The organism is Lactobacillus helveticus (genome assembly GCF_046109915.1).
Lineage (GTDB): Bacteria > Bacillota > Bacilli > Lactobacillales > Lactobacillaceae > Lactobacillus > Lactobacillus helveticus.
In genome coordinates this window covers 1-13,334 of the sequence record NZ_CP151471.1, presented here as the reverse complement: position 1 = coordinate 13,334, position 13,334 = coordinate 1, and the positions used below count along the sequence as shown (strand labels likewise).

The window sequence follows — 13,334 nt, the reverse complement described above, 5'->3', positions numbered from 1 at the left end:
AAGACGCATTTCTTTTAAGAAAAATTAATTACTTTCCGAACTTTTTATCTTTTTTGGTTTAAAAATCCAACCAAAGATACCCAAAATCATGCCAAAAAAGTAAGTCGAAAAGCGCCAGATAAACATTGCTAAAATCAGAGCACCATGAGAAGAAACAAACGTTGAAAATAAGGTTTGGAAACTATATTCCGCACCACCAGATGCACCTGGAATTGGGATAATGGCCATGAACATAATAATCATGATATTCATTTGCGTTACATTAGCCCATGAACATGGCACATTTAAGGCGGTTAATACCATGAATGGAATCGAATAAAAGAATAATAACTGTAAAACAGTCAAAATCGAAGCTACAATTAGCTTCTTTTTTTCTTTTTTTAATTTTTGGCTTTCTGCATAAAAAGTATCAATTTTTTCTAAAGTAGCAGCACGCCATTTTTTCACACGTTCTTTTTTGAAAAATTTTTCCAATAAATTCATCAAGGCATTAGTGGAATTCTTCGTAAAATGATAGGCAAACATAATTGCCAACAAGAAAATAATGGAACTAACGTGGATTAGAAAACCGATTGCGATAAATATAGCTAGCCCCGCAAATTTGGTCATTACCATATGAAAACCGAAAATAATCGTAAAGACATAGGCAAATAAAACCACAATCTGATAAATGATAAATTTCATTAACAGAATGGAAGTTGATCTACCGCCTTCCATACCCATTTGAATCATCACAGCTAATTGTGATGGTTGACCACCAGTTGACATAGGCGTGATTGCATTGAATAAAGCTTGGATAATTGGAATTCTTAAAAATGACCATGCAGATCTTTTAGGCTCTTCTTTACGATGCGCTAATGTAGCTAAAATCCCGGCTTCACACACGTATGATAAAAGCATCAAGCCAAAAACCATTATTAAGGCTACAATATTAAGACCATGAGCTGCCTTTAATATTTCTGATAATGGCGTTGACTTTAGATCCATATATAAGACAAAGGCACTGATTGCCAATACAATCAAGATGCCCCATAAATGCTTTTTATTCATTAATGAATTTGTCCCAGTTCCTTACCCAATTTGTATTGCTCATGATAAAACTCATTCCAAATATGGGCTAAGCGATCTTCTGAATATTCCTGACTTGCTTTAATAGATAAATCACTATATTTCTTTAATAAATGCGGATCATTTTTTGCCTTCTGCAAGACCTGATTCATCTCGCCAAAATCTTTTCCGTCCATATAATAGCCGTCGATGATTGCTTTATATAAGTCGAGATCACGTAAAAGTACTGGCGTACCACAGCTAAATGCTTCCAAAACAGACATTGGAAATAATTCATCATATGATGGCAAAACAAATAAATCAGCAATATTCAAATATTTAACTAGTTTCTTACGATCTACAATTCCAGCAAAGGTTAAATTCTCAGGTGGATTATCTACCATGTCTTTATAGTGACTGTAGCCATCCGTAATCTTGCCAAAAGAAAAGCCACCTGCCCAGATAAACTGAACATCTGGATTAGCTTTTGCCATTTTGACAAAATCATCTATTCCTTTTCTTTCCTGAACTTGTCCATCACCAAAAACTACAAATTTATCTAACGGAATGCCTAACTCATGACGAAATGCATTTTTGCTTGCAAGTGATTCTTCATAAAATTCAGTTTTAGAAACGAAATTAGGAATATATTTAACCTTTTCGCGCTCAATACCATAGTTGACCAATTTATCAATAAAAATTGGATTAACCACTACGATTTGATCCATACGTTTATAAAAATCAATTACATATTGATAAAATACTTTTTTCGCAACGCCAGGCAATTTGATTGAGCCTTCTAAAGTATCTGGTAAAAAATGAACATAACCTATTTTTCTACCACGTGCTGGTGAAAAACTATTAGCATAATAAGTTGGATTGATCGTATGATAATGAGTTAAATCACTATTGCCATATTTATTTATTGTTACATAAAATTCATCTACTAAATGAGTTCTCAATAATTTAATTAATTCGTTATATGCTGAGCCAACCCCTTGACCTTTAACGGAATCAGCTTGTGAGAACATATTAATTCTAATCATCTATATCCTCTTTTTAATCTTCTTCATGCTTAGGTTGATAATGATCAATTACATATTGATAAAAATCATGCACATTTGTAGCAAATTGATCTGATGAAATACTCTGCAATTTATTTTGCAGCAATTCTTGTGGAATTTTTGAACGCTTCTGTTTAAGCAAAGAAATAATTTCTTCTTGCATCTCTTGTTGCGTATTAAATCTTCGTCCAAAAATGTCTTTGTCAAAAATATTTTCCGTATAATCAGTATCATAAACTACGCATGGTGTACCGGCTGCTAAAGCTTCAACGTATGTTAATCCTTGAGTTTCAGTATCACTGGCAGAAACAAAGATGTCTGCCATTCGATAGTAATTTCCTACATCTCCATGATCAACATTTCCCGCAAAAATAACGTAATCCTCTAACGTTAAACGCTCAACTTGCTCTTGAAGCACCTTAATATCGGGACCATCACCGGCAATTACGAATTTAACATTAGGAATTTCATCTATGATTTCTGGCAGTACATTTAAAATATGATTTATCTTTTTTTCTGCAGCAATTCTGCTTAATGTCAAAATAACCGGTGCATCTTTATCAATACCGAGATCTTTACGTACATCGCGGTCTGCATCTCTATTCATGCTTTGAATGTCCACTCCAGTTGGAATTACCCGAATTGGAATTTGAACACCGTAACGGCGCAATAATTCTTCTACTCGGCCACTAGGAGCAATACAGCCATCCATATTTTTTAAATAGCTTTTCACAAATTGCTTCACATGATATGGCCTTAGCAAATGGCCATTCAAAATATAGTGTAAGTAATCTTCATACATCGTATGATAAGTGTGAATAGCCGGAATATCTAATTGATGAGCTACGTATTTTCCAATTGTTCCCAATGCAAATTCAGTTTGAGTATGAACTATGTCTAGATTTACTTCTTTAGCCACTTTAGTAGCTTCAAAGAGTCCTCTAAATGCAATTCTACGATCGGTAAATGAAACAAAAGGAATACTGCTAAAACGAAAGATATTAGGCTCAACCGTTCCCTTTTTCACATTAGGATCTGTTGTTGTAAAAATAAATACATTATGCCCCTGTCTTTCCAGCGCATCTTTCAGCGTCTTAATAGAAGTAGCTACGCCACTTATCTGGGGAAAATATGTATCGGTATAAAGACCAATATTCATTTAAATACCTCCATATTTAGCATTATAAAGATTACTTAAACTAACTGCAATTTATAATGGAAAATTACGTATATATCGCAATAAACAAAAAAAAGTGATTCAAAAATGAATCACTTTAAAAGAATAGCGGTGATCGGGGTCGAACCGATACGTCCGTAATGGACACCAGATTTTGAGTCTGACGCGTCTGCCAATTCCGCCACACCGCCATAATATTAAATTAAATAATCAACTTACTCGGTTGATAAGGCGGAGGTCGGATTCGAACCGACGATTAAGGTTTTGCAGACCTCTGCCTTACCACTTGGCTACACCGCCATAAGTTATCAAATTATTTAGAATTGGGATAGCTGGATTCGAACCAGCGCATGTTAGAGTCAAAGTCTAATGCCTTACCGCTTGGCTATATCCCAATACTAGGGCGGAATATGGGATTCGAACCCATGCATGCCGGATCCACAAACCGGTGTGTTAACCCCTTCACCAATTCCGCCATGAAGGTAAACAGGGATAGTAGGAATTGAACCCACATCAACGGTTTTGGAGACCGTTGTACTACCATTATACGATATCCCTATTATGGAGGAGGGTGGATTCGAACCGCCGAACTCAGAGAGAGCGGTTTTACAGACCGCCGCGTTTAGCCACTTCGCTACTCCTCCAGCTTGATGGCGCGGGACGGAATCGAACCGCCGACACAAGGAGCTTCAATCCTTTGCTCTACCAACTGAGCTACCGAGCCATCTTACGGTCCATGTGGGATTTGAACCCACGATCTCCTCCGTGACAGGGAGGCGAGATAAACCACTGCTCCAATGGACCAAATTGCGGGAGCTGGATTTGAACCAACGACCTTCGGGTTATGAGCCCGACGAGCTACCAGACTGCTCCATCCCGCGATATTATATAAGGAGGATGTGGGATTTGAACCCACGCGCGGCAGAACCGCCTAACGGTTTTCAAAACCGTCCCCTTAAGCCACTTGGGTAATCCTCCATTAGCTGTAAGTACCAATAATGTATTAAACTGGTAAATGACCCGTACGGGATTTGAACCCATGTTACGGCCGTGAAAGGGCCGTGTCTTAACCACTTGACCAACGGGTCATATCTCTTAATCAAGAGCACTTTATTATAATAACTAAATCAGTTTTAAAAGTCAAGAACTTTTTTCATCTTTTAAAACTTTTAAGTCATCGCTGTGATCTCTCAATCACAACGTATTTAATGTTAATAGATATTAATCTAAAATGCAAGACTTTTTTCAAATTTGTAAGTGTCAATATTTTTGCGGTAGGCTATTAACCATTAGTCTGACCTTAATTTCTTAAATATTTATTTGATTTATTTTTCTGCTAAAATCGTTTAAATAGCTATGTCCTGCTGTTAAGCTTTCGATTGCTCCATGATGAATGCCTAGATGAGCTTCATGCGTCTTTCTTAGGCTGGCACGAACTGCACCTTTCAATTCTTCCTGATCACCAATATCGAGCTGTCCACCTGCAAACTCACTGCTAAGCCAGTATTCCAGCTCTTTGTTTTTAATGCAAGTCAGTACACGCAGAATTCCTTCGGCACCATCTTCTGACCAGTATTTTCCTTGCCCTTTGACGCGATAAGTATATTTACGGTGATTGCTTTCACAGCAGCCAATTGCCTTAATTACGGACAAATGACGCATTTTGAATGGCTTAATATCCACCCAGCGACGATGAAGATAGCTGCGCAGGCGCCTTAAATTCTCATGATTTTCTGGCGTATTCAGCTCATCAATCAGATTGCTTTCAATCGTGTCTAAAATCACGTCAGTCAAGTGACGGTCATATTTAAACTCAACTGCACTGATCAATTTGCCTTGCATGGCCGGCATGAAGCTTAGACGATCTTTAATCTTTTTGTTCAAGTGAAAGACATCCAAGAAGTGTTCGTGCTGCCGGCAATAGCCAACTATTTCATCAAAGTCTTTCTTGGCATAGCCAGCACCGCCATCGGCATTACTGATGATTAAAGTATCGCTTAAGTCATAGGTATTGGCTAAATAAGCTTTAATTTCTTGCAAAGCATCCAAGCGGCTTAAAGAAACAAACTCTTTGGCCTGTACTCTCTTTCTGCGTGTCTTGCTTAAATTAATAATATCCTCGCAGACTTGATAGCGATGAAATTCCAGTCGCTTCTTGGTGCCTTTAATCACAACGCCATCGCCTTCAAGATAAAGCACTGGCACCTTTTTCTTTTGAGCAATACCATCGTATCTTTCCTCAGACTGCTGCTGTGCTTTAATCTGTTTGCCTGCTTGCACAATCAGCTTGCCAACTTGACTATGGCTAATATTGAAACAGGAGAGAGTATTAACAGCTAAAGCAGTATTGCGGTAAGTTGCCACGGCGCTAACCTGCAAAATATCCTTCACTGCCAAAACACTGTAACGCTTATATTTGTCATAGCCCATCAGCTTATCCAGTGGATATTTAGCCTTTTTGCCAGGACAAACATGTCTTCTGCGCCAATAGCTGATTTCACCAAAGGCAGTCACAACTGAACGCTTATTTTTCTTCTCGATCTGATAGCCTTGCTTTTTAGTCTCTTCAACTAGACCAGCATCAACTTCTTCTAGTGCTGCTGTCATCAATTCTCTAATCAGATCAAAGAAATAGCACATTAATGCCTTTTCACGGGCAATAACATTATTTTCAGACTTAATAATTTTCACGATATCAGCTATAATAGATTCCATAAAAGACCAGCTTCTAATGTGTTTTTTTCGTTAACATCAGACTACTGGTCTTTTTGTTTGAGCTCAAGTCCAATTTCAAAGGATTTGAGCTTTTTTAATTAATTATTCAACTTACCGCAAAAAATTATACACTTAGTTCAAATTTTTTCTTATCCCCTTTTTCCTATTAATTGTTTATTGATACTCAGGTTAGACCACTATCTGCAATATTATCTAATATAGGGCCATTTGCCGGTATTTAGACTATTAATGCACCTAAATCTTTTTCTTTAGCTTTTCTTCTTATATCGCAAATATTCAATTTTGAGAGCATCTATGTTACTATGCCTCACTAAATTACAGTTTTTTGAAAACACTAAAAAAGTATATAGGATCTTATCTGAATTCTACTCACAAAGCTAAGCTATTTACCCTAGCTAGTTAATATTATCTTTGAATTTTTAATATTTTAATTAAAGTATTGTCGTCTTATTTGTAATATATTGGACGACCAAGTATTTAATCTTTCTATCCGCTTACTAGTTTTAATATAGCTCCGGATCAACAAATACGTCTTACTTACATTTTTTAGAGTTGCTTTAATAACATAAACCTTTTTTACTTGCACGATTAAATTGTTTAATTTCTTTTCTTTTCCCTGATCAAAGAAGATGATTAAAGCCGTTTAATCAAAACATGTTGCAAAAACAAAAAAGCCTTAACGCAGATTCAACATCTTACGTTAAGACTTTTAATTAATTACGGAGACTGAGAGATTCGAACTCTCGCACCGGAATAACCCGATCTACACCCTTAGCAGGGGCGCCTCTTCAGCCACTTGAGTAAGTCTCCAATGGGCCTAAATGGACTTGAACCATCGACCTCACGCTTATCAGGCGTGCGCTCTAAACCAGCTGAGCTATAGGCCCATATAAAAGCGGGTAACGAGAATCGGACTCGCGACTAAAGCTTGGAAGGCTTTCGTTTTACCACTAAACTATACCCGCACCTAATATAAAAAATGAATGGCGCGGGACGGAATCGAACCGCCGACACAAGGAGCTTCAATCCTTTGCTCTACCAACTGAGCTACCGAGCCATCTTACGGTCCATGTGGGATTTGAACCCACGATCTCCTCCGTGACAGGGAGGCGAGATAAACCACTGCTCCAATGGACCAAATTGCGGGAGCTGGATTTGAACCAACGACCTTCGGGTTATGAGCCCGACGAGCTACCAGACTGCTCCATCCCGCGATATTATCATAAATGTAATGGACCTTGTAGGACTCGAACCTACGACAGGACGGTTATGAGCCGTCTGCTCTAACCAACTGAGCTAAAGGTCCAAGTTTACAATATAGCGGCGGGGGGGATCGAACCCTCGACCTCCCGGGTATGAACCGGACGCTCTAGCCAGCTGAGCTACACCGCCAAAATGTAACTAATACAATTTAGATACAATCGGGAAAACAGGATTCGAACCTGCGACCCCCTGGTCCCAAACCAGGTGCTCTACCAAACTGAGCCATTTCCCGTTATATGCGCCCTGAAGGATTTGAACCTTCAACCTTCTGATTCGTAGTCAGACACTCTATCCAGTTGCGCTAAGGGCGCATCATCAATGCCGGGGATCGGAGTCGAACCGATACGGTTGAAACCAACCGCGGGATTTTAAGTCCCGTGCGTCTACCAATTCCGCCACTCCGGCGTGTTGATGAAAGCGGAAGACGGGATTCGAACCCGCGACCCCCACCATGGCAAGGTGATGTTCTACCACTGAACTACTTCCGCAAAATATAAATGCCGATTATACGACTTGAACGTACGACCCCCTGTTTACAAGACAGATGCTCTACCAACTGAGCTAAATCGGCATATTGTCAATATGTGATTGGCAATACGGGTGGTGGGACTTGAACCCACACGTCCGAAAACACTAGAACCTAAATCTAGCGCGTCTGCCAATTCCGCCACACCCGCAAATTAGGGTCATGAGCCGTGAGGGACTTGAACCCTCGACCCACGGATTAAAAGTCCGTTGCTCTACCAACTGAGCTAACGACTCGATGGAGGATACAGGGCTCGAACCTGTGACCTCCTGCTTGTAAGGCAGATGCTCTCCCAGCTGAGCTAATCCTCCATGAGCACGACAGCTTCCTTTCCTCGCAGGCAGTTGCCCACCAACTACTTTCGGCGTTAAGAAGCTTAACTTCTGTGTTCGGCATGGGAACAGGTGTATCCTTCTTGCTTTCGCCACCGTACTCTTTTGAGCTACTACGCTCAAAACTAAACATAATCTTTCGCAAAAAACCTTCTTCTGATTGCTTGGCCTTTGGTCAAGTCCTCGACTGATTAGTACTGGTCCGCTCCATTCTTCACAGAACTTCCACTCCCAGCCTATCTACCTCATCGTCTTTGAGGTGTCTTACTGCTTGCGCAAAGGAAATCTCATCTTGAGGGGGGCTTCGCACTTAGATGCTTTCAGCGCTTATCCCTTCCGCACATAGCTACCCAGCGATGCTCCTGGCGGAACAACTGGTACACCAGCGGTGCGTCCATCCCGGTCCTCTCGTACTAAGGACAGCTCCTCTCAAATTTCCTACGCCCACGACGGATAGGGACCGAACTGTCTCACGACGTTCTGAACCCAGCTCGCGTGCCGCTTTAATGGGCGAACAGCCCAACCCTTGGGACCGACTACAGCCCCAGGATGCGACGAGCCGACATCGAGGTGCCAAACCTCCCCGTCGATGTGAACTCTTGGGGGAGATAAGCCTGTTATCCCCAGGGTAGCTTTTATCCGTTGAGTGATGGCCCTTCCATGCGGTACCACCAGATCACTAAGTCCTAGTTTCCTACCTGCTCGAGCTGTTTCTCTCGCAGTCAAGCTCCCTTATACCTTTACACTCTGCGAATGATTTCCAACCATTCTGAGGGAACCTTTGAGCGCCTCCGTTACACTTTAGGAGGCGACCGCCCCAGTCAAACTGCCCACCTGACACTGTCCCTGGCCTGGCTTACAGGTCGAGGTTAGAGCATCCTTCAAACAAGGGTAGTATCCCAACATTGCCTCCAGCAAAACTAGCGTCCTGCTTTCCTTGGCTCCTACCTATCCTGTACATGTTTAAAAGATACTCAATATCAAGCTACAGTGAAGCTCCATGGGGTCTTTCCGTCCTGTCGCGGGTAACCCGCATCTTCACGGGTATTATAATTTCACCGAGTCTCTCGTTGAGACAGTGCCCAAATCATTACACCTTTCGTGCAGGTCGGAACTTACCCGACAAGGAATTTCGCTACCTTAGGACCGTTATAGTTACGGCCGCCGTTTACTGGGGCTTCAATTCAAACCTTCGCTTGCGCTAAGCTCTCCTCTTAACCTTCCAGCACCGGGCAGGTGTCAGCCTCTATACGTCATCTTACGATTTTGCAGAGACCTGTGTTTTTGATAAACAGTTGTTTGGGCCTATTCACTGCGGCTAACCATTCTCATGGCCAGCACCCCTTCTTCCGAAGTTACGGGGTCATTTTGCCGAGTTCCTTAACGAGAGTTCTCTCGCTCACCTTAGTGTTCTCCACTCGACTACCTGTGTCGGTTTGCGGTACGGGTATGTTCTCTCTGGCTAGAAGCTTTTCTTGGCAGTGTGACTACCACACCTTCGCTACTTTTATTTCGCTCCTCATCACGACTCGTGTTGCTGGTTAGAAGCATTTGACTCTTAACCGCACTTGTCGCTTGAACATCGTTCCATCGCGATGCGTGCTTCACCTCCTGCGTCCCTCCTTCGCTCTTAACGATTGAACACAGTACAGGAATCTCTACCTGTTATCCATCGACTACGCCTTTCGGCCTTGCCTTAGGTCCCGACTTACCCTGGGCGGACGAGCCTGCCCCAGGAAACCTTAGTCTTTCGGCGGATAGGATTCTCACCTATCTTTCGCTACTCATACCGGCATTCTCACTTCTAAGCGCTCCAATTATCCTCTCGGTTAACCTTCGCCGCACTTAGAACGCTCTCCTACCACGTACTTACGTACATCCACAGTTTCGGTACTATGCTTAGCCCCGGTAAATTTTCGGCGCAGCGTCACTCGACTAGTGAGCTATTACGCACTCTTTGAATGATGGCTGCTTCTGAGCCAACGTCCTAGTTGTCTGCGCAACTCCACATCCTTTTCCACTTAGCATAGATTTTGGGACCTTAACTGGTGATCTGGGCTGTTTCCCTTTCGACTACGGATCTTATCACTCGCAGTCTGACTCCCGTGTATGGATATCTGGAATTCGCAGTTTATCTGGATTCAGTAACCCCTGACGGGCCCCTAGTCCAAACAGAGCTCTACCTCCATTATCCTCTCCACGAGGCTAGCCCTAAAGCTATTTCGGAGAGAACCAGCTATCTCCAAGTTCGTTTGGAATTTCACCGCTACCCACAACTCATCCCCGCAATTTTTAACTTACGTGGGTTCGGCCCTCCAGCGCGTTTTACCACGCCTTCAGCCTGGTCATGGGTAGGTCACTTGGTTTCGGGTCTACGTCACCTAACTTCTCGCCCTATTCAGACTCGCTTTCGCTCCGGCTCCGTCTTTTCTGACTTAACCTCGCTAGATAACGTAACTCGCCGGTTCATTCTACAAAAGGCACGCCATTGCACTTTAATGTGCTTTGACTACTTGTAGACACACGGTTTCAGGTTCTATTTCACTCCCCTTCCGGGGTTCTTTTCACCTTTCCCTCACGGTACTGGTTCACTATCGGTCACTAATTAGTATTTAGCCTTGCGAGATGGTCCTCGCGGTTTCAACCGGGATTTCTCGTGTCCCGGCCTACTCAGGATTCTGCTAGGCGCGCTTGCAATTTCGCTTACGGGGCTCTCACCCTCTCTGGCTTACCTTCCCAGATAATTCTGCTATCGCTCACGCTGCCACGTCGCAGTCCTACAACCCCAAATGATAAATCACTTGGTTTGGGCTCTTTCCTCTTCGCTCGCCGCTACTAAGGAAATCGATTTTTCTTTCTCTTCCTGCAGCTACTTAGATGTTTCAGTTCACTGCGTATTCCTTTGATTGACTATCTATTCATCAACCAATAATGCATCGCTGCATTGGGTTCCCCCATTCGGACATCTCCGGATCACTGCGTACTTACCGCTCCCCGAAGCTTTTCGTAGTTCGTCACGTCCTTCATCGGCTTTTAGTGCCTAGGCATTCACCGTGCGCCCTTTTCTACTTGACCTTACTCAAGAATTCTCTTCTCGGTCGCCTTACAATCTGTTCTCTTTGATTTTCTCGGTTTTTTACTTGGATTATATTCAGTTTTCAATGTACTAGCTCTTTGAGGTACTACCCTCAAAACTAAACAAAGTTTCTCAGTGTGCTTCCGCTTGCTTTTGTGACTTCTCTTAGTATCTCTACTCTCCATCACTTCAGCTTCCTTAGAAAGGAGGTGATCCAGCCGCAGGTTCTCCTACGGCTACCTTGTTACGACTTCACCCCAGTCATCTGCCCTGCCTTAGACGGCTCCTTCCCGAAGGTTAGGCCACCGGCTTTGGGCATTGCAGACTTCCATGGTGTGACGGGCGGTGTGTACAAGGCCCGGGAACGTATTCACCGCGGCGTTCTGATCCGCGATTACTAGCGATTCCAGCTTCGTGCAGTCGAGTTGCAGACTGCAGTCCGAACTGAGAACAGCTTTCAGAGATTCGCTTGCCTTCGCAGGCTCGCTTCTCGTTGTACTGCCCATTGTAGCACGTGTGTAGCCCAGGTCATAAGGGGCATGATGACTTGACGTCATCCCCACCTTCCTCCGGTTTGTCACCGGCAGTCTCATTAGAGTGCCCAACTTAATGCTGGCAACTAATAATAAGGGTTGCGCTCGTTGCGGGACTTAACCCAACATCTCACGACACGAGCTGACGACAGCCATGCACCACCTGTCTTAGCGTCCCCGAAGGGAACTCCTAATCTCTTAGGATGGCACTAGATGTCAAGACCTGGTAAGGTTCTTCGCGTTGCTTCGAATTAAACCACATGCTCCACCGCTTGTGCGGGCCCCCGTCAATTCCTTTGAGTTTCAACCTTGCGGTCGTACTCCCCAGGCGGAGTGCTTAATGCGTTAGCTGCAGCACTGAGAGGCGGAAACCTCCCAACACTTAGCACTCATCGTTTACGGCATGGACTACCAGGGTATCTAATCCTGTTCGCTACCCATGCTTTCGAGCCTCAGCGTCAGTTGCAGACCAGAGAGCCGCCTTCGCCACTGGTGTTCTTCCATATATCTACGCATTCCACCGCTACACATGGAGTTCCACTCTCCTCTTCTGCACTCAAGAAAAACAGTTTCCGATGCAATTCCTCGGTTAAGCCGAGGGCTTTCACATCAGACTTATTCTTCCGCCTGCGCTCGCTTTACGCCCAATAAATCCGGACAACGCTTGCCACCTACGTATTACCGCGGCTGCTGGCACGTAGTTAGCCGTGACTTTCTGGTTGATTACCGTCAAATAAAGGCCAGTTACTACCTCTATCCTTCTTCACCAACAACAGAGCTTTACGATCCGAAAACCTTCTTCACTCACGCGGCGTTGCTCCATCAGACTTGCGTCCATTGTGGAAGATTCCCTACTGCTGCCTCCCGTAGGAGTTTGGGCCGTGTCTCAGTCCCAATGTGGCCGTTCAGTCTCTCAACTCGGCTATGCATCATTGCCTTGGTAAGCCGTTACCTTACCAACTAGCTAATGCACCGCGGGGCCATCCCATAGCGACAGCTTACGCCGCCTTTTATAAGCTGATCATGCGATCTGCTTTATTATCCGGTATTAGCACCTGTTTCCAAGTGGTATCCTAGACTATGGGGCAGGTTCCCCACGTGTTACTCACCCATCCGCCGCTCGCGTCCCCAGCGTCATTACCGAAGTAAATCTGCTGGTTCTGCTCGCTCGACTTGCATGTATTAGGCACGCCGCCAGCGTTCGTCCTGAGCCAGGATCAAACTCTCATTTTGAAATTTAAGTTTGAATGATTGCTCATTCGATTATTTAAGATCTTTGTCTCAAATTTATTGCTTGCGAATTGACTTCGCTTCTTGTTTGGGTTTTTACACCCGCACACTTTTAGCGAAACTTTGTTCAGTTTTCAAAGTACTACCTCCGTCTGGCTGAACCAAACGGCTTTTATATTTTATCAAATTCATAATTCTTTGTCAAGAACTTTTTGAATTTGTTTTTTTGCCGCTCAAGCTCTCGCCTGACGACATTTAAATATATTACTCGTTTTGCTCTAACTTTGCAAGTCTTTTTTCAAAAACTTTTTTAAAGCTTGCGAGCTCTTCGTCATCTCTCAAGACGACTT

General features: G+C 43.3%; 4 protein-coding genes, 27 tRNA genes and 3 rRNA genes. All 34 read right to left on the bottom strand.

Annotated elements, in window-relative coordinates; translation table 11 throughout:
- Window positions 1-24: 24 nt before the first annotated feature.
- The 34 genes from AADV52_RS00170 to AADV52_RS00005 all read right to left on the bottom strand — a co-directional run bounded on the left by AADV52_RS00170 (window position 25) and on the right by AADV52_RS00005 (window position 12,987).
- Window positions 25-1,050 (bottom strand): lysylphosphatidylglycerol synthase transmembrane domain-containing protein, encoded by a 1,026-nt coding sequence (locus tag AADV52_RS00170; RefSeq protein ID WP_014918348.1) that lies wholly within the window; start codon window positions 1,048-1,050, stop codon window positions 25-27.
- A complete protein-coding gene (locus AADV52_RS00165) occupies window positions 1,050-2,093 on the bottom strand; it encodes a glycosyltransferase family 4 protein (protein WP_014918347.1) in 1,044 nt (347 codons plus the stop codon). The genes AADV52_RS00170 and AADV52_RS00165 overlap by 1 nt, the downstream gene beginning before the upstream one ends.
- Window positions 2,094-2,106: 13 nt before the next feature.
- A complete protein-coding gene (locus tag AADV52_RS00160; protein ID WP_014918346.1) occupies window positions 2,107-3,270 on the bottom strand; it encodes a glycosyltransferase family 4 protein in 1,164 nt (387 codons plus the stop codon).
- Window positions 3,271-3,394: 124 nt separating this feature from the next.
- A tRNA-Leu gene (locus AADV52_RS00155) sits at window positions 3,395-3,479 on the bottom strand.
- 38 nt (window positions 3,480-3,517) lie between these two features.
- Window positions 3,518-3,588: transfer RNA gene (locus AADV52_RS00150), tRNA-Cys, on the bottom strand.
- A 23-nt stretch (window positions 3,589-3,611) separates the two neighbouring features.
- A tRNA-Gln gene (locus AADV52_RS00145) sits at window positions 3,612-3,683 on the bottom strand.
- A gap of 7 nt (window positions 3,684-3,690) precedes the next feature.
- Window positions 3,691-3,763, bottom strand: a tRNA-His gene (locus tag AADV52_RS00140).
- A 12-nt stretch (window positions 3,764-3,775) separates the two neighbouring features.
- Window positions 3,776-3,846, bottom strand: a tRNA-Trp gene (locus AADV52_RS00135).
- Between the two features lie 4 nt (window positions 3,847-3,850).
- A tRNA-Tyr gene (locus AADV52_RS00130) sits at window positions 3,851-3,932 on the bottom strand.
- Between the two features lie 7 nt (window positions 3,933-3,939).
- Window positions 3,940-4,012: transfer RNA gene (locus AADV52_RS00125), tRNA-Phe, on the bottom strand.
- Between the two features lie 6 nt (window positions 4,013-4,018).
- Window positions 4,019-4,092 (bottom strand) — tRNA-Asp (locus AADV52_RS00120).
- Window positions 4,093-4,095: 3 nt separating this feature from the next.
- Window positions 4,096-4,169 (bottom strand) — tRNA-Met (locus AADV52_RS00115).
- Between the two features lie 10 nt (window positions 4,170-4,179).
- Window positions 4,180-4,266: transfer RNA gene (locus AADV52_RS00110), tRNA-Ser, on the bottom strand.
- Between the two features lie 38 nt (window positions 4,267-4,304).
- Window positions 4,305-4,376, bottom strand: a tRNA-Glu gene (locus tag AADV52_RS00105).
- A gap of 220 nt (window positions 4,377-4,596) precedes the next feature.
- A complete protein-coding gene (locus AADV52_RS00100; RefSeq protein ID WP_126096222.1) occupies window positions 4,597-6,003 on the bottom strand; it encodes an ISLre2 family transposase in 1,407 nt (468 codons plus the stop codon).
- A 741-nt stretch (window positions 6,004-6,744) separates the two neighbouring features.
- Window positions 6,745-6,834 (bottom strand) — tRNA-Ser (locus tag AADV52_RS00095).
- Window positions 6,835-6,836: 2 nt separating this feature from the next.
- A tRNA-Ile gene (locus AADV52_RS00090) sits at window positions 6,837-6,911 on the bottom strand.
- Between the two features lie 7 nt (window positions 6,912-6,918).
- Window positions 6,919-6,989: transfer RNA gene (locus AADV52_RS00085), tRNA-Gly, on the bottom strand.
- A 19-nt stretch (window positions 6,990-7,008) separates the two neighbouring features.
- Window positions 7,009-7,081: transfer RNA gene (locus AADV52_RS00080), tRNA-Phe, on the bottom strand.
- 6 nt (window positions 7,082-7,087) lie between these two features.
- Window positions 7,088-7,161, bottom strand: a tRNA-Asp gene (locus AADV52_RS00075).
- Between the two features lie 3 nt (window positions 7,162-7,164).
- Window positions 7,165-7,238: transfer RNA gene (locus tag AADV52_RS00070), tRNA-Met, on the bottom strand.
- An 18-nt stretch (window positions 7,239-7,256) separates the two neighbouring features.
- Window positions 7,257-7,330 (bottom strand) — tRNA-Ile (locus AADV52_RS00065).
- Window positions 7,331-7,342: 12 nt separating this feature from the next.
- Window positions 7,343-7,416: transfer RNA gene (locus AADV52_RS00060), tRNA-Met, on the bottom strand.
- A 29-nt stretch (window positions 7,417-7,445) separates the two neighbouring features.
- A tRNA-Pro gene (locus AADV52_RS00055) sits at window positions 7,446-7,519 on the bottom strand.
- Window positions 7,520-7,524: 5 nt separating this feature from the next.
- Window positions 7,525-7,598: transfer RNA gene (locus AADV52_RS00050), tRNA-Arg, on the bottom strand.
- 8 nt (window positions 7,599-7,606) lie between these two features.
- Window positions 7,607-7,692: transfer RNA gene (locus AADV52_RS00045), tRNA-Leu, on the bottom strand.
- Between the two features lie 11 nt (window positions 7,693-7,703).
- A tRNA-Gly gene (locus AADV52_RS00040) sits at window positions 7,704-7,775 on the bottom strand.
- 10 nt (window positions 7,776-7,785) lie between these two features.
- Window positions 7,786-7,858, bottom strand: a tRNA-Thr gene (locus tag AADV52_RS00035).
- 24 nt (window positions 7,859-7,882) lie between these two features.
- Window positions 7,883-7,964: transfer RNA gene (locus AADV52_RS00030), tRNA-Leu, on the bottom strand.
- Window positions 7,965-7,976: 12 nt separating this feature from the next.
- Window positions 7,977-8,049, bottom strand: a tRNA-Lys gene (locus AADV52_RS00025).
- Window positions 8,050-8,051: 2 nt separating this feature from the next.
- A tRNA-Val gene (locus AADV52_RS00020) sits at window positions 8,052-8,124 on the bottom strand.
- Between the two features lie 4 nt (window positions 8,125-8,128).
- Window positions 8,129-8,245, bottom strand: a 5S ribosomal RNA gene (rrf, locus tag AADV52_RS00015).
- A gap of 71 nt (window positions 8,246-8,316) precedes the next feature.
- Window positions 8,317-11,220, bottom strand: a 23S ribosomal RNA gene (locus AADV52_RS00010).
- A gap of 203 nt (window positions 11,221-11,423) precedes the next feature.
- Window positions 11,424-12,987, bottom strand: a 16S ribosomal RNA gene (locus AADV52_RS00005).
- The 16S, 23S and 5S rRNA genes sit together here with 16 tRNA genes alongside, the layout of an rRNA operon.
- Between the last annotated feature and the right edge of the window lie 347 nt (window positions 12,988-13,334).

Bases quoted from the DNA above. Each gene is read 5' to 3' on its own strand.
- AADV52_RS00165 (WP_014918347.1), bottom strand. From the start codon at position 2,093: ATGATTAGAATTAATATGTTCTCACAAGCTGATTCCGTTAAAGGTCAA.
- AADV52_RS00160 (WP_014918346.1), bottom strand. From the start codon at position 3,270: ATGAATATTGGTCTTTATACCGATACATATTTTCCCCAGATAAGTGGC.
- AADV52_RS00100 (WP_126096222.1), bottom strand. From the start codon at position 6,003: ATGGAATCTATTATAGCTGATATCGTGAAAATTATTAAGTCTGAAAAT.
- AADV52_RS00170 (WP_014918348.1), bottom strand. From the start codon at position 1,050: ATGAATAAAAAGCATTTATGGGGCATCTTGATTGTATTGGCAATCAGT.